Below are 18,616 nucleotides of genomic sequence, written 5' to 3' on the forward strand. Positions count from 1 at the left end.
CTCGCCGCCCCGGCCTCAGCCGGGGGAGAGCAGTCCCTGGTCGTCCAGGTAGAGCAGGACGGCCTTCACCCGACGGTGCACCACCGGTTCTTCGGCGATGCCGAGCTTGGAGAAGATCGCGTTGATGTGCTTCTCCACCCCGCGCACCGACACCGTCAGCTTCGTCGCGATACGCGCGTTGTTGTTGCCCTCGGCCATCAGGGCGAGGACCTCGTGCTCCCGTTCCGACAGAAGGTTCAGCGGCGAGGCCGCCACCCGGCGCCGCTCAGCCAGCAGCGCGTCCACCACCTTCGGGTCGAGCGCCGACCCGCCCCGTGCCGTCTCCTCCAGCGCGCGGACGAGTTCGTCGACGTGGGTCACCCGCTCCTTGAGCAGGTAGCCGAGGCCCTCGGCGCTCTCGCCCAGCAGGTCGTAGGCGTAGCCGCTCTCGGCGTACTGCGACAGCACCACGACGCCGATCCCGGGATGGTCGCGGCGGATGGCCTTGGCCGCGCGGATCCCCTCGTTCAAGCCCGTCGGCGGCATCCGGATGTCGGTCAGGACGGCATCGGGGCGATGTTCGTCCACGGCGCCCAGCAGTCCCGGCATGTCCTGCGCCGTTCCGACGAGCTCCACGCGGTCAACGCGTCCGAGCAGGGCCGCGACCCCTTCGCGAACGAGATAGTCGTCGTCGGCGAAGACGACCCGCAGTGCCATGGTAGCGATCATATGACCTGCCCGATTTCGTGCTCGCACCACCGTCCACGGGCGGATTCACGCCCGAGGCAGTGATGCCTCCCGGATCGTTCCGTGGCCGCACGCTCCGTACCGTCGACACCGACCGTTACGCGGAGGGCGCAGGTGCGCCGCAGGTGTCCGGAGGGGCTCACTGCGGGCGGGGCCTGCGGCGCCGGCACCCAGCGCCTGTCCGCGCCATCACAACCCAAGGAGGTGTCGACGGGATGACAGTCGGCCTTGTCGGTGTCCACTACCCAGAGCCCGAGTATTTCGACGAGTTCATCTCCCGCGTACACCAGGCCGTCGAGACCATGAGCACCACGCCAGGATGCCTGTCGGCCGCCTGCTGGGTCACGGTCGACGGCGGCGCCATCGTCACAACCGGGCAGTGGGAATCCGAGGAGGCATTAAAGGCGTCCTTCGCCATCGCCGGAGCCGCGGGCGTGGACTTCGCCTACGACGAACGCGAACGTCTCCCTCGTGACGTCTTCCATCTCCGGTCCCTATAAAGCCGACGCGTTGGCAGTGCCGTTGGCAGTGCCGTCATCAGGGGGTTCTGGCGATCAGGGCCAGGTCGCCGGCCACCTTGGCCGGATGTTTTCCGATTGACGTCGTGGGCGGCTTCACGCCGGGCGCGTAACGAGCCACATCCCATTGAGCGGGCCGGAGGTCCAGGAATGAAACTTCAGAAAACCGATCACATTTCCCGCCCCTGGCGGATCCACGAAATCACGAATGATTTCCGGATCGAGGACGTGTGGGCATTGCCGACGCCCGGCGGTCCTGACGACCTCGAACGACTGGTACGCCAGATGACGGAAGGCAAAGACCTGAAGGACATGCCCCTCGTCATCCGCGTGCTCTTCGCGATCCGCTGGAAGCTCGGCGGGCTGCTCGGCCTGGACGGGCCCGGCGCCGCTGTCGGCGCACGTGTGCCGTCACTGCGCGACCGGCTGCCGGCGGATCTCCGCGACATCTCGCGCGGCCCGGACCCCGGCGCGGTTCCGTTCACCTCGCTCTACCTCACCGACGACGAGTGGGCGGCGGAGACCGCCAACCGGACGGTGCACGCGGTGATGCACATCGGCTGGGTCCAGGACGAGTCCGGTGGCCACCGAGGCCAGATGGCCGTGCTGGTGAAGCCGAACGGCCTTCTCGGGAAGCTCTACATGGCCGCGATCGCCCCGTTCCGGTACCTGGTGGTGTACCCGATGCTGATGCGCTCGATCGGACGCGGCTGGCAGTTGCGAGCTGAAGGTCAGAACGTGGACCAACATCAAGTGGGGACCAACATCAAGTGACGCAGTCAACATCAAGCTCGCCAGCCGAGACATGCGGCCGGTGAGAGGAGAGCGGCGATGTCCTATCGCGTTCATGATGAGCGCCAGCGAGTCCTTCGCGTTCCGCCCGAGCGGGTCTGGGACCTGCTGAGCCGCATGGGAACCGACAACGATCCGGTCTACCCCTCCCTGTGGGGATGGGTCCGCTTCCCTGAGGGTCTGTACGAGGAAGCGCCGATGATCCACGACACTGGGGCGGCGCTGGTCAACTGCAAGGTGACCGTTGTCACGCCTAACCGGGAGCTGCGCTTCGGCATGGAGCACGACCCTGACGACGGCCACGGATTCGTCCTGGAGCCGGTGCGGGAGGGCACCCGGATACATCATGTGCTGGACGGCTCGTTCCCCAGCGTCATGCGGGTGGCATGGCCGCTGGTCGGCAAGGTGATTCACGGCGAGACCATCGAGGGAATCTTCGACAATCTTGAACGCGGTCTCACCGGCGAGATCGCCAGCCCGCGCCGCCGTCCCCGCAGAGCCCGGCTGCTGCGAGGCGTCGGCAGGAAGGCCGCCCGGCGTCGCCCGCCCGGAACGGGACGTCCTCCCGCTGCGGGACGCCCACCCGGAACGGGACGTCCTCCCGCTGCGGGACGCCGCGCCGGGGACCGCGAATGATGAGGGCGGACGCCTGGAGTGGCGCCGCGGTCTACTCTCGCGCCGTGCTAAGCGGTTACGACATGGGGGTGCTCGGCGTGGTCTGCAGGCTGGTCTGGCGGTGCCCACCGGAGGTCATGCTGGCCCAGTACGAACGCAACGTCGGACCCCGGCATCTGGAACTCGGCCCAGGCACCGGCTACTTCCTCGACAACTGCGAACAGGCCGCCGGGTCACGCATCAGCCTCGTCGACCTGAACCCCACCGTCTTGGCCACGGCGAGCCGGAGGCTGGCCCGCCACAAACCGGACACGCACCTGCGGAACGTCCTGGAACCCTTGAACCTCGGCGACGCGCGCTTCGACTCGGCAGGGCTCAACCTGTTGCTCCACTGCGTTCCAGGCGCCATCTCGGAAAAGGCCGTGATCTTCGACCGGGTGCTTCCGTACCTGGGAGAAGGGGCGCGCGTATTCGGGAGCACCGTCCTTGCCCGCGGTGTGCGCCACACCCCGTCCTCCACGTTGGCCGCCCGCCTGCTCAACGCCCGCAACGTCTTTCACAATGTCGACGACACAGCCGCCGACCTGGAGGCCGAACTGGGACGGCGCTTCGCCTTCCACCGGATCGCCGTCCAAGGCTCGGTGGCCCTGTTCGAAGCCCGCATCTGACCGCCGCGACGGGCTCGGTGGGCTGGTCGGCCCGTTCCTTCTATAGGTAGCGCAGCCACAGGTACGGCGTGGCGAGGGCGACGGTGACGAATGTGACTACCAGGCCGTATTTGGTGAATTGCCAGAAGCTGATGGGGGTGCCGTTGCGGGCGGCGATGCCCAGGACGACGACGTTGGCGCTGGCGCCGACGGCGGTGGCGTTGCCGCCCAGGTCGGCGCCGAGTGCGAGGGCCCACCACAGGACTTGGGCCTTGTCGTTGCCGCCGTTCTGCTGGACGAGGTCGGCGACGATCGGGCTCATGGTGGCGACGTAGGGGATGTTGTCCACGACCGCCGACAGTCCGGCTGACGCCCACAGCAGCAGCATCGTGGCCAAGCCCAGACGGCCCTCGGTGGCGTCGGCGGCGGCTTGGGAGATCTTGGAGATGACGCCGGTTTCGACCAGGCCTCCGACCATGACGAACAGGCCGGCGAAGAACACCAGGGTCGGCCATTCGACCTCTTCCAGTGCCTGTTCGGTGGTGACCTTGGTGGCGGCGACCAGCAGCCCGGCGCCCAGCAGCGCCACCACCGAGGGTTCGTAGTGCAGCACCGGGTGCAGCACGAACGCCGCCACCACCACCCCGAGGACGAGCAGGCATTGGACCAGCAGCCGCCGGTCGGTGATGGCCTCGCGCTCCTCCAGCGTCATGATCTCTTCAGCCAGTGCCGGGTCGTAGGTGAACGCTGAGCGGAACAGCCAGCGGCACATCAGGCAGAAGACCGCGATGAGCACGATGACGAGCGGCGCCAGATGGATCAGGAAGTCGTTGAACGACAGGTCGCCGCGGCTGGGGGCGGCGATGATGATGTTGGGCGGGTCGCCGACCAGGGTGGCGGTGCCGCCGATGTTGGACGCCATCACCTCGGCGATCAGGTAGGGCGCCACTTTGAGGTTGAGGCGTTCGCAGACCAGGAAGGTGACGGGTGCGATCAGCAGGACGGTGGTGACGTTGTCCAGCAGTGCCGAGGCGACCGCGGTGATGACCACGAGCATCACCATGAGCCGGTAGGGCTTGCCGCGGGCTCGTTTGGCCGCCCAGATCGCCAGGTACTCGAAGACGCCGGTCTGCCGCAGCACCGAGACGATCACCATCATGCCCAGCAGCAGGAAGATGACGTTCCACTCGATCCCCGATTCCTCGGAGAAGAAGGCGTTCTCGGCGTCGGTGATGTGGAAGAGCAGCATCAGCGCCGCTCCACCCAGCGCGACCTTCGTCCGGTCGATCTTCTCGGACGCGATCAAGGCATAAGCGGTCACAAAGATCGCGATGGCGAGGGTGGCAGCCAAGAACACTCCTGTCAGAACGGATTGCGCAGAAGATCGCCGATCAGCCTTCGGGTGCGCCTGCCACCACGCTAGTTCGATCGATCACTGAGAGTTCTCATCGGGGGTGGGCTGTGGGGCCGGGCCGGGACGGCGGACCAGGGTGCGTGCCTTCCCGTACCAGGCGGGCACCTCGTGTTCGTCGTCGAACCCGCGGGCCACGACGACGTCGGTCGAGGAGTGCGCCAGGATCGACAGCACGATGGTCACCGCAACCAGGTGGAAGATCTCATCGGCCGCGGGGATGCCCGATTCCAGCACGAGCAGTCCGTACACGACCGAGGCGAAACCCTTGGGCCCGAACCACATGGCCGCGCCCTGCTCCCGTGCGCTCAGCCCGGACCGCAGGAACGACACCCACAGCGCGACCGGCCTGGCGAGCACCAATGCCAGCACTGCGAACACCCAGCCCGACACACTGACCTCGCCCAGGAACGCCGGCGAGATCAGCGCCCCGAACACCAGCAGCGCGGCGAGCTTGAGCAGCTCGGCGACCAGCTCACCGAACTCCGAGAAGGCCTTGCTGTGCTGGTCTCCGATGGTCGCGACGGTGATGCCGGCGGCGAACGCGGCCAAAAACAGGTTGCCGTGGGTGGCCTTGCCGAGTCCCAGGACGAGCAGGCCGATCGCCACCGCGTTCAGCGGCTCGTACTTGGGTGAGATCGCGAACAGCCGGGTGCGCTCCAGCATGATCGCGGCCCACGGCACCGCCACTCCGATCACCAGACCCAGCGCCAGCTCGCTGCCCAGTTCCCCCAGATGCAGATCGTCGCTGCCTTTGGCGATCGCCAGGAACAGCACGACGAACGGCAGGATCAGGCCGTCGTTCACCCCGGACTCGACGTTCAGCAGGTGCCGCAGCCGCGGCGGCACCCGGTCGTTGCCCACCAGCGCGGCGGCGAACACCGGATCGGTCGGCGTCAGGATCGCCGCGACCAGCAGCGACTCCACCACGCCGAGCCCGGCCACGTAGTAGGCCAGCAACGCCGTCACGCCCAGAGTGAGCGGCAGACCCCAGCCCAGCGCCCGTCCGGGCAGCCGCCAGGCGGACCGCAGATCCTTCCAGCCGGCGTGCATGCCGTCGGCGAACAACACCGCGAACAACGCCAGCTCCGCGAGCCCCGCGACCAGCGAGTCACCCGGGCTCAGCGACAGCACCCCGGTGACGCCGTCCCCGAGCACGAAACCGCCCACCAGGAACAGCGCGGCCGTGGACAGCATGGTGCGATTGGCCAGATTGGACAGCAGGACCGCGAGCAGCAGCAGCCCGGCGAACGCCAGCAACAAGGGTGTCATGGATCTCTTCGGGATCGATCGGCTAGGGACCTGCCGACCAGACTTCCCGGCTCACCTGTCCATGACCTTAACGAGATTCTCACGCCGTTTCCACACGTCAGCTTCGCGGTCAGCCATCCCATGATCACCAGTCTGGGTCGGCGCCGGGAAGGTGCGCGCGCACGAACTGGCCGTCGGCCACCCGACCGTGACCCTGAACGGCAGTGCGCTTGAGGCCGCCCCGCTGCCGGCCGAACACCGGCTCCCGGGACTGATCGTCGTGGACGGCAGATGATGTCCATCGCGTGGGACCTTGTCGCGAGACTGGGCCGTCATCGTTCCTCCTGGGAATCACCAGTGATCCAGTTCCAGCTGGTGATCGTGGTGCGCATCAGACGGGCGGCGGTCGGCAGACGGCTGTCGGTGCTCCAGAACAGGGTGAGCCTGCGGCGGCAGTCGGGGTGGTCGACGGCGATCCAGGCGACGGGGGCACGGGCGGCGATGCGTCGGGCGATGGCGGGGACGAGGCCGATGCCGAGTCCGGCGCTGATCAGCTCCGCGATGGCCGCGGGCTCGTCACCCTCGCAGACGATCTTCGGAACCAGGTCCCTTTCGGCGAAGAGCCGATCGAGAAGCCGGCGTTGCCAGTGCCCCTTGCGGGCGGTGATGAACGGCTGGCCGGCGAGCTCGTCGACGCTCACCGAGGTGCGGCCCGCCAGCGGGTGGTCGAGCGGCGTGGCCAGCCACACCGCCTCATCGGACAGCTGGACCGCCTCCACCTCCTCGGCCCGGATCGGCTGTGACGCGACGCAGAGGTCGATGTCCTGGGCGCGCAGGCGCCGGGCCATCTCCTCGGCCGGCATCTGGTGCAGTTCGATCTCGACGGAGGGATGGGCCCGCTTGAACGCCGCGAGCGGTCCGGTGAGCGCGAGAAAGGTCTCTGACGCCAGCCTCACGGAGCCGAACCCCTCACCGGCCGCCTCGGCGACGGCTCGTCGCCCCGCGTCCAGTTCGCCGAGGGAACGTTCGACGTGACCGCGGAAGAGCTTTCCGGTGTCGTTCAGCCGGAGCCGGCCGGCCCGGTCGAACAGCGGTGTGCCGAGCTCGCTCTCCAGCCGGGCGATGGTGCGGCTCAGGGACGGCTGGGCGATGTGGAGTTCGTCGGCCGCGCGGCTGAGGTGCTCCAGCCGCGCCACCACGAGGAACTGCCTGAGCGTGTTCAGGTCCATGGCCCTCTCACCCCTCACTCGTCATGCCCCGGACATCATAGCGTCATAGCAATATTGATCTTAGACAGAATAACGCCAGAGTCATAACGTCGTGGCTGATCGCGAATCGAGACAGAGTGAGGAGGGCGTTCCATGGTCACCGCAGCCGACAAGATCCGCCCGGCCATTCCGGCCAGATCCGATGTCGCGTGTCGGACGACGCCCTCTGGGTGGGCATTGCGGGCCGTCGTCAGCGCGCACGTAGTTGCGATCTTCGGTCAGCCGGTGTTCGCCGGCGTGTTCCTGAGCGGCGACTACGAGGGGCTGCGCCTGCATGAGGCAGGCGCCAACGTCACCACCTCCGTCGGCTACGTGCAGCTGATCGTGGCAATCGTTGTCTGGGTTCGGCTGCGCCGGGTCTCCCCGTTGCTCGGCACGTTGGCCTTGGTGGCGGCTGAGACGGTCCAGTACTTCGCCGGGATGGAAGGTGCGTTGTGGCTGCACTTCCCGCTGGGTGTGGCGACGATCGCCGCGCTCGTCGTGCAGTTCGTCGGCGTATGGCGCCGGCCCCTCATACGGCGGGACGAAGCCCGGCGTGCGCAGTTGCGGAAGGTGGCAGAGCCGAAGCAGCAGGAGACTGACGATGAGTGAGCACGAGGACGGCCAGTCGGGTGGTGCCCGTGGAATGGCCAGGCGGCAGGCGCTGGGCATCGGCGGAGCGCTCGGGCTGGTGGCGTTCACCGGGCTGACGACCGGGGGCGCACTGGCCCGCCGCCCGCCGCATACCGGCGCCGAACTGCGCAGCGAGGTGCCGCTGCCGCCCCCGTTCCAGGTGCCGTTGCCGATCCCGCCCGTGCTGAAACCAGTCAGCACCTCGGGCGGAGTCGACCGGTACGAGATGACCCAGCGTGAAGCGACCGCGGAGATCCTGCCCGGTGTCAGGACGCCGCTGTGGACGTACGAGGGCACCTTCCCCGGTCCGACGATCGAGTCGCGCCGCCGTCGGCCGGTCACCGTGACGCATCGCAACGAGCTGCCCGTGCCGACCGTCGTGCACCTGCACGGTGGACGGACCCGGGCGGACTCCGACGGGTACCCGACCGACCTCGTTCTGCCTGAGGGCTGGCCGGGCACCGCTGTCGGCGCCGCCCCGGGCATGCGGAACGGCCACGGCGGCCATGACATGAGCGGCCACGGCAGGCATGACATGAGCGGCACGCATGGCATGCACGACCCGCGGGCGGTGGAGACCACACTGACGCGGGACTACACGTTCCCGCTGGACCAGCGGCCGGCGCTGCTGTGGTACCACGACCACCGGATGGACTTCACCGCCCCCGCGATCTGGCGGGGCCTCGCCGGTCTGCACATCGTGCGCGACGACGCCGAGGAGTCACTCTGCCTCCCGGCGGGACGGCGCGAGCTGCCCCTCATGATCGCGGACCGTGCGTTCTCCGCAGACGGCAGCCTCGCCTACCCCGCCCTCGACCCCACCCTGCGCAAGCAGCCGGGTGTCCAGGAGCCCTATCTCGCCGGAGTCCTCGGTGACGTGATCCTGGTCAACGGCGCCCCGTGGCCCGTGCACGAGGTCGACGCGGCCCGGTACAGGCTGCGCGTTCTGAACGCCTCGAACGCCCGGCACTACGAACTCGAAGCGGTCACCGACGACGGACGCCGGCTCGATCTCGTCCAGGTCGGCGCCGACCAGGGCCTGCTCGCGGCTCCCGTCACCCACCGGTTCCTGCCGATCGCACCGGCCGAACGCCATGACGTGGTCGTCGACTTCTCGAGTGTTCCGATCGGCGGTCGCGTCATGGTCGTCAACCGGCTGGGTTCCGGTCGTACCCGCGACGTGATGGCCTTCCGTGTCGCACGCAAGGCCAAGGACGGCAGCCGCGTCGCCCGCGTCCTCTCGACCGATCTGCCGACCTGGCGCCGGTCGGACGCCGTGCGGGTGCGCGAGTTCTCCTTCCGCGCCGGGCGGATGCGCGGCGGCCACGGATGGCTGATCGGCGGGAAGCCGTTCGACCCCGCGCGCACCGACGTCACCGTCCGTCTCGGCGATATCGAGGTGTGGCGGCTGATCGCCGACGTTCACCATCCCGTCCATCTGCATCTGGTCGGTTTCCGGGTGCTCTCGCGCAGCGGCAGGCGACCGTTGCCCCACGACGCGGGTCTCAAGGACACCGTCTCACTGAGGCCGGGTGAAGCAGTGGAGATCATCACACGCTTCGACGCCTACCGCGGCCGCTACCTCTTCCACTGCCACAACGCCGAACACGAGGACATGGGAATGATGGCCAACCTCGAAGTCACCTGACACTTTCGCTCAAGCAAAGAAGGCGGGCGCCTATCGACCGGTCAGCCGGTGAACGAGGTTCTCGGCGTAGGCGCGGGTGAACGTGGTCGGGGACCGTTGATACAGCCAGGCACTGACGCCCGGCCCGGGGCGTTGTTGGCGTGGCCACACGACCGGGTCACCGCGGCTTTCGGTTGGAACGTGAGGGCGGATTCCTGCCAGCGGCGGGGTGGGGGAGTGGGAGAGAGTCGCTGTGTGGAGGGGGTTGCGATGCATGTGGTTCCTGGGTTGAAGGTGTTGTACTTCGGGACGCCCGTGGTGTTGATCAGTTCACGGAACGAGAACGGGACGGCGAACCTGGCGCCGATGTCGTCGGCGTGGTGGCTGGGGCAGCACTGCGTGCTCGGGCTCGGCGGCAGCGGACAGACGACGGCGAACCTGCTGAGGGAGCGGGAGTGCGTGTTGAATCTGCCGTCGTCGGGGATGGTGGAGGCCGTCGACCGCATCGCGATGACGACGGGCCGGCGGGACGTACCTGAGCGCAAGGCGGCGCAGGGGTATCGGTACGTGGCTGACAAGTTCGCGCTGGCGGGGCTGACCGAGCAGGCGTCGGACATGGTGAGCCCGCCGCGGGTGGCGGAGTGCCCGATCCAGATGGAGTGCCGGGTGCTGGCGCACCATCCGGTCGAGGGCCCTTCAGTGAGGGCTGCGGCGATCCATGTCGAGGTGTTGCGGACGCATGTCGAGGAGTCGCTGGTCATTCCGGGAACGCACCATGTGGACCCGCTCGGCTGGGATCCGTTGATCATGAAGTTCTGCGAGTTCTTCGGTGGCGGGGAGAACGTGCACCCTTCAAGACTGGCCGAGGGCTGGAAGATGCCTCATCTGGACGCCGCCCCCTCGTGAGTCCCGGGCCGCCTGACGGGAATGGGGAACGTCATGAAGGAGATGAAACTGCGCAGCGCCGCGTTCCACGAACACACCTTCATCCCGGCCGAGTACGCGCACGACTCAGGGGACGTTTCGCCGCCGCTGGAATGGTCGGGCGTGCCTGAGGAAGCGAGGGAGCTCGTGCTGGTGTGCGAAGATCCGGACGCCCCGAGCGGCACGTTCGTTCATTGGCTGCTGGCCGGGATTCCGCCCGAGTCGAAGGGCCTGGAGGCGGCGCAGCCGCCGTCCGGCGCCGCCGAAGGCCGCAACGGGTACGGAAGCCTCGGCTACGGGGGGCCGCATCCGCCCGTCGGAGACGAGCCGCACCGCTACGTCTTCCGGCTGAGCGCGCTGTCCGAACCCTCCGGCCTGTCGTCTGGGTTCACCGCCGAGGACCTGAACGCCGTGGTCAAGGTCAAGGCCATCGCGACGGGCACGCTGGTCGGCATGTACGGCCGGTGAGCCATAGGGGGGTGCTCGTCACGACCCTGGCCCGGTGGACGGCCGTCGTCACGAACGAAGATCTTCCTTCCGGTGCGTCTCGGCGCCGCCGGCCTGTGCGGTGAGCTGGGTCTTCAGCGTCTCGATGCGGGCGTGCGCGACGGCCAGCTCGTCCTCCAGTGACAGGATGCGCAACGCCGCGGCCAGCGTGTGCCCCTGGTCGAACAGCTCCCGGATCCGCCGGGCGAACGCCAGCTGGCGGCGGCTGTAGCGCCGGTGGCCGCCGTCGGATCGGTGCGGGCTGACCGCGCCGGCGGCGTCCAGGCTGCGCAGGAACGCCTGCTGGACACCGAGCACGTCGGCGGCCTGGCCGGTGGTGTAGCCCGGGTAATCGGGATCCTCCAGCTTGTCGGTCATCGCCATCCGGCCGTCCATCCCGGGGAAGTCCAAGTTGGGGGCTTGACTTTTTCTGCAGCCCGGACTATAGAAAAAGTGTATCGGTCAGTGGCCTGGTGGCGCTAGTAGAGGTTCCAGGGAGTGATCGACGTGGCTCGCCCGACGACAGCCGAGGTGTACGCGAGGTTTGCAGACCTGATCTGCGCCGACCCACGATGGCTGCGCCGCGAGTTCGACGCGCTCATCGCGGCCGGATTTGGCGTACCGCCCCGGCTGCCGTCGTGGCCCGCCCCTCCCGAGAGGCCCTCGAAGCGACCGCGCCCGCCGCGTCCCCGGGCCGCCTCGCCGCACGTGCAGCCGTTCGACGGCGCCCCCGGCAGAAAGATCAGATCCCGCGGGCGCCAGCGCTCCCCGCCTCCGCGGGCGTTCGTCGACGACCCGAAGCCATCCCGGCGCCGTTCGCCGAGCAGAGCACTCCATGACCCTCTCCACACGGAGCCGCTCGGCGGGCGAACGGCGCCGACGACCCTGTGAAGGAGAGCGGAAGCACACGACTCAGTTCGCTGGTCCGGGACCTAGAGGCGCCATCGACCTTCACGGCGCGGTTCCGGATCCAGGCGGGGCTCGAGAGATCGGGCCCCGCCTTTGTCATGAGCGGCGACTGTCATGAACGGCGACGTGGACGTAATATTCTACTACTTCTTGACGTAGCGACTTGAATCTGTAGAGTCTTGTGGGGAGCAGAGAGGACGAGTCGATGACCCTTCTGGCAGGCAAACCCACCTCCGGTGCGGCCGATGACAGGCCTGATGACGCCGATGTTCCTGGTCGGGTCGAGTTCAGGACCGGACCGGCTCGTTACCGCCACTGGCGGCTGTCCTTCGATGGTGCCGTCGCCACTCTCACGATGGATGTCGACGAGGAAGGCGGATTGCTCCCCGGCTACGAGCTCAAGCTGAACTCGTACGACCTCGGCGTGGACATCGAGCTCTACGACGCTGTTCAGCGGTTGCGGTTCGAGCATCCCGAGGTGCGCACGGTGGTGATCACCAGTGGCAAGGAGAAGATCTTCTGTGCCGGCGCGAACATCCGGATGCTGGCGGCCTCGCCGCACGAGTGGAAGGTGAACTTCTGCAAGTTCACCAATGAGACCCGCAACGGCATCGAGGACGCGACCGCCAACTCCGGCCAGACCTACGTGGCGGCGTTGAACGGCACCGCGTCGGGCGGCGGTTACGAGCTCGCGCTGGCGTGCGACCACATCATGCTGGTGGACGACCGTTCCTCGGCGGTGTCGCTGCCTGAGCTGCCGTTGCTGGGCGTGCTGCCGGGCACGGGCGGGTTGACCCGGGTGTCGGACAAGCGGCACGTCCGCCGCGACGTGGCGGACTACTTCTCCACCAAGTCCGATGGAGTCGGCGGGAAGAAGGCCGTCGCCTGGCGGCTGGTGGACGAGATCGTGCCCCGGAGCGTGTGGGAGAAGACGGTCGAGCAGCGCGCCGGCGAGCTCGCCGCGCGTTCGGGCCGTCCCACCGGCGTGCGCGGCATCGAACTGACCCCACTGGCAAAGGAACGCAGCGACGACCGCATCAGATACCGGTATGTCAGCGCGGTTCTGGACCGTGCCCGCGGCCTCGTGGAGATCACCGTGCTGGGGCCGGACGGCGATGCTCCCGGCCGCATCGAGGACGTCCACGAGCAGGGCGCGGACTTCTATACGCTCGCGCTGGCGCGCGAACTGGACGACCTGATCCTCGACCTGCGCACCAACGAGACCGACCTCGGTACCTGGCTGCTGCGCACGCGGGGCGATGCCGGGCACGTTCTGGCCCATGACGCGCTGTTGCTGGACAACGGTGACGACTGGCTGGCCAACGAGATCGTGCTCTACCTCAAGCGCACGCTCAAACGGCTGGACGTCACCAGCCGCAGCCTGATCGCGCTGATCGAGCCGGGCAGCTGCTTCGCCGGATCCCTGCTGGAGCTGGCGCTGGCCGCGGACCGTTCGTTCCAGCTCGCAGGGGTCTTCGAGGAGATCGACCCCGACGCGGAGCCGGCCGCCGTGACGGTCGGGCCGATGAACCTCGGGCCGCTGCCGATGGGCAACGGCCTGACCCGGCTGGGCACCCGGTTCTACGGCGACCACGAGGGCCTGGACGCCGCCGAGGCGGCCCGCGGCGAGCCGCTCCAGGCCGAGGACGCCGAGCGGCTCGGCCTGGTCACCTTCGCTCCCGACGACATCGATTGGGAGGAGGAGGTCCGCATCGCCGTGGAGGAACGGACCAGCTTCAGCCCCGACGCCCTGACCGGCCTCGAAGCCAACTACCGGTTCGCCGGACCGGAGACGCTGGAGACCAAGATCTTCGGCCGCCTCACCGCCTGGCAGAACTGGATCTTCAACCGATCCAACGCCTCCGGCCCCGAGGGGGCGCTGCGCAAATACGGCACCGGCCAGCGCGCCGACTTCGACAAGAAGCGAGTCTGAGCATGACGACCACCGCTGACTACGGCGAGAAGATCCCCAACAACGTCGACCTGCGCGAAGACCGCCGCCTGCAGCGCGCGCTGGAATCCTGGCAGCCCAACTTCCTGTCGTGGTGGGACTCGATGGGTCCGTCCCTGCCCACCCAGGACGTGTACTTGCGAACGGCCGTCAACGTCGGCCGCGAGGGCTGGGCGCATTTCGGGCACGTGGCGATGCGGGACTACCGATGGGGCATCTTCCTGGCCGACCGCAAGGAGGACCGCCGTATCGCGTTCGGCCAGCACAAGGGGGAACCGGTCTGGCAGAAGGTGCCCGGCGAGTACCGGGCCGACCTCCAGCGGCTGATCGTCATTCAGGGCGACACCGAGCCGGCGTCGGTGGAGCAGCAGCGCAACCTGGGTGCCACCGCGCCCAGCCTGTACGACCTGCGCAACCTGTTCCAGGTGAACGTCGAGGAGGGGCGGCACCTGTGGGCGATGGTCTACCTTCTGCACGCCTACTTCGGCCGTGAAGGGCGCGAGGAGGCCGAGGAACTGCTGCACCGCAACTCCGGCAGCGAAGAGTCGCCGCGCATCCTGGGCGCCTTCAACGAGGAGACTCCCGACTGGCTCTCCTTCTTCATGTTCACCTACTTCACCGACCGCGACGGCAAGTACCAGCTCGGCACCCTCAAGGAGTCCGCGTTCGACCCGCTCAGCAGGACGTGCGAGTTCATGCTGAAAGAGGAGTCGCACCACATGTTCGTCGGCACCACCGGCATCGACCGGGTCGTGCAGCGGACGGTGGAGCTGATGCGCGAGCACGACACCGACGACGTCATCGCGCATGGCGGCATCCCGCTCGAGGTGATCCAGAAGTACGTCAACTTCCACTACTCGGTGTCGCTGGACCTGTTCGGCGGCGAGACCTCCACCAACGTCGCCAACTACTTCACCGCGGGGCTCAAGGGCCGCTGGGCCGAGGAGCGCCGTAAGGACGACCACCGGCTCACCGACGACTCGATCATGGTCGATGCGATCGTGGACGGGACGGTGGGGCAGACCGAGGTGGCCGCCCTGGTCGGGCTCAACACCGACCTGCGCCGCGAGTACATCTCCGACTGCCAGAACGGCCTCAACCGCTGGAACCGCATCCTCGAGGAAGCGGGCGTGCCGCAGCGGCTGCGCCTGCCGCACGCGGCGTTCAACCGCAGGGTCGGCGCGTTCACCGGGATCGAGGCCACTCCCGAGGGCGAGATCATTTCGGCCGAGGAGTGGGAGCGGCGCAAGGGCGGCTGGCTGCCCACCGACGTCGACAAGGCGCATGTCCGCTCGCTGATGCAGCCGGTCCACCAGCCCGGGAAGATCGCAGCCTGGATCGCGCCGCCCCGGCAGGGCATCAACGGCAAGCCGTTCGACTACGACTACGTCCACCTCGCCTGAAGCCGGACGGTGACCATGAGCGAGTTCAACGCGAGCGCCTACCTGCTGGACCGTCACGTCGAGCAGGGCGACGGCCACCGCCTGGCCCTGACCGGGATGGCGGGTGACCTGACCTACGCCGAGCTCCACGACCGCGTCCTGCGCACCGCCACCGGCCTCCGCGCGGTCGGGCTGCGCCCTGAGCAGCGCCTGCTGATGTTCATGGCCGACTCGCCCGACTTCGTCACGGTGTTCCTGGCGGCGTTGCGCATAGGCGCCATCCCCGTCCCCGTGTCCACGATGCTGCGCGCCGATGACCTCGCCGAGCTGCTGCGCGACTCGCGCGCCGCGCTGCTGGCGCTGACGGCGGACTTCGCGGCCACCGGGTCCGAGGCCGCCGCGGCCGCACCCGAACTGGCGGGCGTCCTCGCGGGCGACGGCGTCGAGATGGCGACCGATCTGCCGGTGCACGCATTGGCCGACCTGGCCGATGCCGAGCCGGACGGCCACCTGTATCCGACGACCGCGGACTCCCCGGCGTTCTGGCTCTACACCTCGGGGACGACCGGCACTCCCAAAGCTGCCATGCACCGCCACGAGTCCATCCGGGTGGTGTGCGAGACCTACGGCGAGCAGGTGCTCGGGATCCACCGCGACGACCGTTGCCTATCGGCGGCCAAGGCGTTCTTCGCCTACGGCCTGGGCAACTCCATCCTGTTCCCGCTGTCGGCGGGAGCCACCGCGATCCTCGAGCCCGCGCCGTCCCGCCCGGAGTTGCTGGCCGAGCGCGCCCGCGTCCACGGCGCGACGCTGTTCTTCGCCGGGCCGACGTTCTTCGCGAACATGCTGCGCGCCGACCTGCCCGGCGACGCCCTGGGCGGTGTCAGGTTGGCGGCGTCGGCGGGGGAGCCGTTGCCGGCCGCGCTCTACCACCGGTGGACCGGGCACTTCGGCGTCGACATCCTCGACGGCATCGGGATGACCGAGATGCTGCACATCTTCCTGTCCAACCAGGAAGGCGGCGTCCGGCCAGGGACGACAGGCGTACCCGTGCCGGGCTACGAGCTGCGCATCCTGGATGAGGCCGGCAGGGAGGTCGCCCCGGGCACGCCCGGAACGCTCTATGTGCGCGGGCAGTCCACGGCCACCGGCTACTGGTCCCGTTACAAGGCGTCCCAGCAGGTCTTTCAGGGCGAGTGGCTGTGCACCGGTGACACCTATGTGCAGGACACCGATGGCTACTACAGCTGCATGGGCCGCACCGGTGACATGCTCAAGGCCAGCGGCATCTGGGTCTCGCCCGCGGAGGTGGAGTCGCGGCTGCTGGCGCACCCGGCCGTCGATCAGGCCGTGGTCGTCGGCGCCGGCGACGGTGACGGCTTGGAGAAACCCATCGCGTACGTCATCACCGGCGACGCGGTCACCCTTACCGAGGACGAACTGATCGAGTTCTGCCGGGCCGGGCTGCCCTCGTTCAAACGCCCCCGGCGGGTGGTGTTCGTGGACGCCCTGCCCACCACCGCGACCGGCAAGATCCGCCGGGTGGAACTGCGCGCCCACGCCGCCGGACTGCTCGCAGGCGACCGCCAGGAGTCGGTGCCGTCATGACCGACGCCGAACGTGACCTGCTCGTCATCGGCGCGGGTCCGGTGGGCTTGTACGCCGCCTACTACGCCGGGTTCCGGGGCCTGTCCACCGCCGTCGTCGATTCCCTGCCCGAGGCGGGCGGCCAGGTGACGGCGATGTATCCGGAGAAGCCGATCTACGACATCGCCGGTTTCCCCCAGGTGAGGGGGCGCGATCTGGTCGCCGGGCTCCTGGAGCAGGCGCGCCGGTTCGACCCGGCCTTCGTCCTCGGGGAACGGGCTCAGGACCTCGAACGGAACGCCGACGGAACGATCACGGTCACCACCGCCTCGGGCCTCCGCGTCCACTGCCGGGCAGTGATCATCAGTGGTGGCATCGGCACCTTCACCCCGCGCCCGCTCCCCGCCGGAGACGGCTGGCTCGACCGGGGCCTGTCCTACTTCGTCCCCTCCCTGGAGGCGCACGCGGGACAGGACGTGGTGGTCGTCGGTGGCGGGGACAGCGCCTGCGACTGGGCGCTCAGCCTTGAGCCGATCGCCCGCTCGGTCAGGCTGGTCCACCGCCGCACGGCGTTCCGAGCGCATGCGCACAGCGTCGCCCAGCTCATGGCCTCAACCGTGGAAGTGGTCACCGAGGCCCAGGTGACCGCGGTGCGCGGACGCGAGCGTGTCGAGGAGGTGGAGATCACCGGTGCCGACGGCGTCACCGTCCGTCCCGCGCAGGCGATCATCGCCGCGCTCGGCTTCACCGCCAACCTGGGCCCCATCCGCCAGTGGGGGGTCGACGTCAGCGGAAACCGGTACCTGCCGGTCGACACCACGATGTCGACCAGCGTCCCCGGCGTTTTCGCCGCGGGCGACATCACCGACTATCCCGGCAAGGTGCGGCTGATCTCGGTCGGCTTCGGCGAGGCGGCCACGGCCGTGAACAACGCCGCCGTCCTGATCAACCCCGAGGAGCAGCTGTTCCCCGGTCATTCGACGGACGCCGCGCCCACCCCGGCCTGACCGTGTGAGGAGAGCACCATGCCGTACGTCATCGCCGCGTCGTGCATCGACGTGATGGATCGCTCCTGCATCGAGGAGTGCCCGGTCGACTGCATCTACGAAGGGGAGCGCAAGCTCTACATCAACCCCGCCGAGTGCATCGACTGCGGCGCCTGCGAACCGGCATGCCCGGTCTCGGCGATCAGCCAGGACCGCCGGGTGCCGCCGGACCAGAGCCATTTCGTCGCCGACAACGCCCGCTTCTTCGCCGAGCCCCTGCCCGGCCGCGGCGCTCCGCTCGGCATGGCGGGAGGAGCCGGCGTGATCGGCCCGCTCGGCGTCGACACCGAGCTCGTCGCCTCCCATCAAGGCGACTGATGGGCATCTACGCACTCGACGACCTGAGCCCGCGGATCCACCCCGAGGCCTTCGTCCACCCCGACGCGACCGTGATCGGCTCGGTCGAGATCGGGGCTCGCTCCTCGGTGTGGCCGGGCGCGGTGCTGCGCGGCGACTATGGGCACATCACGGTCGGTGAGATGACCTCCGTGCAGGACGGCACCGTCGTGCACACCACCGAGCAGTGGCCGACGCTCATCGGCGATCGCTGCGTCATCGGCCACAATGCCCACCTGGAAGGCTGCGCGATCGGCGACGACTGTCTCGTCGGATCGGGCTCGATCGTGCTCAACCGGGCGGTCGTCGCATCGGGCGGAGCCGTCGGCGCGGCGGCGCTGGTCCCTGAGGACGCCTCCGTACCCGAGGCTCACATCGCCCTCGGCGTGCCCGCCAAGACGAGGCCCGCGCCGTCCGAACTCCGCGATTGGATCTCCGAAGCCGTCGGCCTCTACCAGGAACTCGCCCGGCGCTACAGCAGCGGCCTGCGTCGCCTTGGCTGAACGGACACCGCATCGGCTGAACGGA

The 18,616-nt window shown here is 68.7% G+C and carries 20 protein-coding genes; 15 read left to right on the top strand and 5 right to left on the bottom strand.

The window, feature by feature from the left end:
- Positions 1 to 15 precede the first annotated feature (15 nt).
- Positions 16 to 696 carry a response regulator transcription factor gene (locus F8566_RS45715; RefSeq protein ID WP_151570017.1) on the bottom strand — a complete coding sequence of 227 codons (681 nt, stop codon included), beginning with the start codon at positions 694 to 696 and terminating at the stop codon, positions 16 to 18.
- A 245-nt stretch (positions 697 to 941) separates the two neighbouring features.
- Between F8566_RS45715 and F8566_RS45720 the strand changes: the two genes are divergently transcribed.
- The 4 genes from F8566_RS45720 to F8566_RS45735 all read left to right on the top strand — a co-directional run bounded on the left by F8566_RS45720 (position 942) and on the right by F8566_RS45735 (position 3,319).
- Positions 942 to 1,226 carry a putative quinol monooxygenase gene (locus tag F8566_RS45720; RefSeq protein WP_151570019.1) on the top strand — a complete coding sequence of 95 codons (285 nt, stop codon included), beginning with the start codon at positions 942 to 944 and terminating at the stop codon, positions 1,224 to 1,226.
- A 168-nt stretch (positions 1,227 to 1,394) separates the two neighbouring features.
- Entirely contained in the window at positions 1,395 to 2,018 is a 624-nt protein-coding gene (locus F8566_RS45725) for a DUF2867 domain-containing protein (RefSeq protein ID WP_151570021.1), read from the top strand.
- Positions 2,019 to 2,075: 57 nt separating this feature from the next.
- Positions 2,076 to 2,672 carry an SRPBCC family protein gene (locus tag F8566_RS45730; protein WP_151570023.1) on the top strand — a complete coding sequence of 199 codons (597 nt, stop codon included), beginning with the start codon at positions 2,076 to 2,078 and terminating at the stop codon, positions 2,670 to 2,672.
- A complete protein-coding gene (locus tag F8566_RS45735; protein ID WP_192810232.1) occupies positions 2,669 to 3,319 on the top strand; it encodes a class I SAM-dependent methyltransferase in 651 nt (216 codons plus the stop codon). Before F8566_RS45730 ends, F8566_RS45735 begins: the two co-directional genes overlap by 4 nt.
- A 40-nt stretch (positions 3,320 to 3,359) precedes the next feature.
- Here the strand turns inward: F8566_RS45735 and F8566_RS45740 are convergent, their stop codons facing one another.
- Together F8566_RS45740 and F8566_RS45745 are read right to left on the bottom strand one after the other, a co-directional pair.
- Positions 3,360 to 4,655: an ArsB/NhaD family transporter gene (locus F8566_RS45740; protein WP_151570025.1), complete on the bottom strand. Its 1,296-nt coding sequence runs from the start codon at positions 4,653 to 4,655 to the stop codon at positions 3,360 to 3,362.
- A gap of 75 nt (positions 4,656 to 4,730) precedes the next feature.
- A complete protein-coding gene (locus F8566_RS45745; RefSeq protein WP_151570026.1) occupies positions 4,731 to 5,981 on the bottom strand; it encodes a cation:proton antiporter in 1,251 nt (416 codons plus the stop codon).
- A 151-nt stretch (positions 5,982 to 6,132) separates the two neighbouring features.
- Here F8566_RS45745 and F8566_RS52515 point away from each other — a divergent pair, with 151 nt between their 5' ends.
- Positions 6,133 to 6,255, top strand: a complete 123-nt coding sequence (locus F8566_RS52515; RefSeq protein ID WP_264159542.1) for a CBS domain-containing protein — start codon at positions 6,133 to 6,135, stop codon at positions 6,253 to 6,255.
- Positions 6,256 to 6,292: 37 nt separating this feature from the next.
- On the opposite strand, the gene F8566_RS45750 is transcribed toward F8566_RS52515, so the two are convergent.
- A complete protein-coding gene (locus F8566_RS45750; RefSeq protein WP_151570028.1) occupies positions 6,293 to 7,189 on the bottom strand; it encodes a LysR family transcriptional regulator in 897 nt (298 codons plus the stop codon).
- A 132-nt stretch (positions 7,190 to 7,321) separates the two neighbouring features.
- Here F8566_RS45750 and F8566_RS45755 point away from each other — a divergent pair, with 132 nt between their 5' ends.
- The 4 genes from F8566_RS45755 (at position 7,322) to F8566_RS45770 (ending at position 10,859) form a co-directional block, all read left to right on the top strand.
- Positions 7,322 to 7,819, top strand: coding sequence for a hypothetical protein (locus F8566_RS45755; protein WP_192810233.1), 498 nt, complete (start codon positions 7,322 to 7,324; stop codon positions 7,817 to 7,819).
- Positions 7,812 to 9,488 (top strand): multicopper oxidase family protein, encoded by a 1,677-nt coding sequence (locus F8566_RS45760; RefSeq protein ID WP_151570030.1) that lies wholly within the window; start codon positions 7,812 to 7,814, stop codon positions 9,486 to 9,488. Before F8566_RS45755 ends, F8566_RS45760 begins: the two co-directional genes overlap by 8 nt.
- Before the next feature lie 249 nt (positions 9,489 to 9,737).
- A complete protein-coding gene (locus tag F8566_RS45765) occupies positions 9,738 to 10,373 on the top strand; it encodes a flavin reductase family protein (RefSeq protein WP_151570032.1) in 636 nt (211 codons plus the stop codon).
- A gap of 33 nt (positions 10,374 to 10,406) precedes the next feature.
- Positions 10,407 to 10,859, top strand: coding sequence for a YbhB/YbcL family Raf kinase inhibitor-like protein (locus F8566_RS45770; RefSeq protein ID WP_151570034.1), 453 nt, complete (start codon positions 10,407 to 10,409; stop codon positions 10,857 to 10,859).
- 48 nt (positions 10,860 to 10,907) lie between these two features.
- Here the strand turns inward: F8566_RS45770 and F8566_RS45775 are convergent, their stop codons facing one another.
- Complete coding sequence (locus tag F8566_RS45775; protein WP_151570036.1) at positions 10,908 to 11,261, bottom strand: MerR family transcriptional regulator; 354 nt, start codon at positions 11,259 to 11,261, stop codon at positions 10,908 to 10,910.
- A 730-nt stretch (positions 11,262 to 11,991) separates the two neighbouring features.
- Here F8566_RS45775 and boxC point away from each other — a divergent pair.
- Genes boxC through F8566_RS45805 form a run of 6 tightly spaced genes read left to right on the top strand, consistent with a single transcriptional unit; the run spans position 11,992 to position 18,591 of the window.
- A complete protein-coding gene (gene boxC / locus F8566_RS45780) occupies positions 11,992 to 13,719 on the top strand; it encodes a 2,3-epoxybenzoyl-CoA dihydrolase (protein ID WP_151570038.1) in 1,728 nt (575 codons plus the stop codon).
- A 2-nt stretch (positions 13,720 to 13,721) separates the two neighbouring features.
- A complete protein-coding gene (gene boxB / locus F8566_RS45785) occupies positions 13,722 to 15,140 on the top strand; it encodes a benzoyl-CoA 2,3-epoxidase subunit BoxB (RefSeq protein WP_151570040.1) in 1,419 nt (472 codons plus the stop codon).
- Between the two features lie 15 nt (positions 15,141 to 15,155).
- Complete coding sequence (locus F8566_RS45790; RefSeq protein ID WP_151570043.1) at positions 15,156 to 16,727, top strand: benzoate-CoA ligase family protein; 1,572 nt, start codon at positions 15,156 to 15,158, stop codon at positions 16,725 to 16,727.
- Positions 16,724 to 17,713, top strand: coding sequence for an NAD(P)/FAD-dependent oxidoreductase (locus tag F8566_RS45795; RefSeq protein ID WP_151570045.1), 990 nt, complete (start codon positions 16,724 to 16,726; stop codon positions 17,711 to 17,713). The genes F8566_RS45790 and F8566_RS45795 overlap by 4 nt, the downstream gene beginning before the upstream one ends.
- Before the next feature lie 18 nt (positions 17,714 to 17,731).
- The gene (fdxA, locus tag F8566_RS45800) at positions 17,732 to 18,070 is read left to right on the top strand and encodes a ferredoxin (RefSeq protein ID WP_151570047.1); all 339 of its coding nucleotides are present in this window, start codon (positions 17,732 to 17,734) and stop codon (positions 18,068 to 18,070) included.
- On the top strand, positions 18,070 to 18,591 hold the full coding sequence (locus F8566_RS45805) for a gamma carbonic anhydrase family protein (protein ID WP_151570049.1): 522 nt from the start codon (positions 18,070 to 18,072) through the stop codon (positions 18,589 to 18,591). The genes fdxA and F8566_RS45805 overlap by 1 nt, the downstream gene beginning before the upstream one ends.
- Positions 18,592 to 18,616 lie beyond the last annotated feature (25 nt).

This window comes from Actinomadura rudentiformis, assembly GCF_008923185.1.
Taxonomy (GTDB): domain Bacteria; phylum Actinomycetota; class Actinomycetes; order Streptosporangiales; family Streptosporangiaceae; genus Spirillospora; species Spirillospora rudentiformis.

Coding starts and splice junctions, on each gene's coding strand:
- F8566_RS45730 (WP_151570023.1), top strand. CDS start 2,076: ATGTCCTATCGCGTTCATGATGAGCGCCAGCGAGTCCTTCGCGTTCCG.
- F8566_RS45795 (WP_151570045.1), top strand. CDS start 16,724: ATGACCGACGCCGAACGTGACCTGCTCGTCATCGGCGCGGGTCCGGTG.
- F8566_RS45790 (WP_151570043.1), top strand. CDS start 15,156: ATGAGCGAGTTCAACGCGAGCGCCTACCTGCTGGACCGTCACGTCGAG.
- F8566_RS45715 (WP_151570017.1), bottom strand. CDS start 696: ATGGCACTGCGGGTCGTCTTCGCCGACGACGACTATCTCGTTCGCGAA.
- F8566_RS45735 (WP_192810232.1), top strand. CDS start 2,669: ATGATGAGGGCGGACGCCTGGAGTGGCGCCGCGGTCTACTCTCGCGCC.
- F8566_RS45745 (WP_151570026.1), bottom strand. CDS start 5,981: ATGACACCCTTGTTGCTGGCGTTCGCCGGGCTGCTGCTGCTCGCGGTC.
- F8566_RS45750 (WP_151570028.1), bottom strand. CDS start 7,189: ATGGACCTGAACACGCTCAGGCAGTTCCTCGTGGTGGCGCGGCTGGAG.
- F8566_RS45775 (WP_151570036.1), bottom strand. CDS start 11,261: ATGGCGATGACCGACAAGCTGGAGGATCCCGATTACCCGGGCTACACC.
- F8566_RS45765 (WP_151570032.1), top strand. CDS start 9,738: ATGCATGTGGTTCCTGGGTTGAAGGTGTTGTACTTCGGGACGCCCGTG.
- F8566_RS45720 (WP_151570019.1), top strand. CDS start 942: ATGACAGTCGGCCTTGTCGGTGTCCACTACCCAGAGCCCGAGTATTTC.
- F8566_RS45770 (WP_151570034.1), top strand. CDS start 10,407: ATGAAGGAGATGAAACTGCGCAGCGCCGCGTTCCACGAACACACCTTC.
- F8566_RS45755 (WP_192810233.1), top strand. CDS start 7,322: ATGGTCACCGCAGCCGACAAGATCCGCCCGGCCATTCCGGCCAGATCC.
- F8566_RS45760 (WP_151570030.1), top strand. CDS start 7,812: ATGAGTGAGCACGAGGACGGCCAGTCGGGTGGTGCCCGTGGAATGGCC.
- F8566_RS45805 (WP_151570049.1), top strand. CDS start 18,070: ATGGGCATCTACGCACTCGACGACCTGAGCCCGCGGATCCACCCCGAG.
- fdxA (WP_151570047.1), top strand. CDS start 17,732: ATGCCGTACGTCATCGCCGCGTCGTGCATCGACGTGATGGATCGCTCC.
- boxC (WP_151570038.1), top strand. CDS start 11,992: ATGACCCTTCTGGCAGGCAAACCCACCTCCGGTGCGGCCGATGACAGG.
- boxB (WP_151570040.1), top strand. CDS start 13,722: ATGACGACCACCGCTGACTACGGCGAGAAGATCCCCAACAACGTCGAC.
- F8566_RS45725 (WP_151570021.1), top strand. CDS start 1,395: ATGAAACTTCAGAAAACCGATCACATTTCCCGCCCCTGGCGGATCCAC.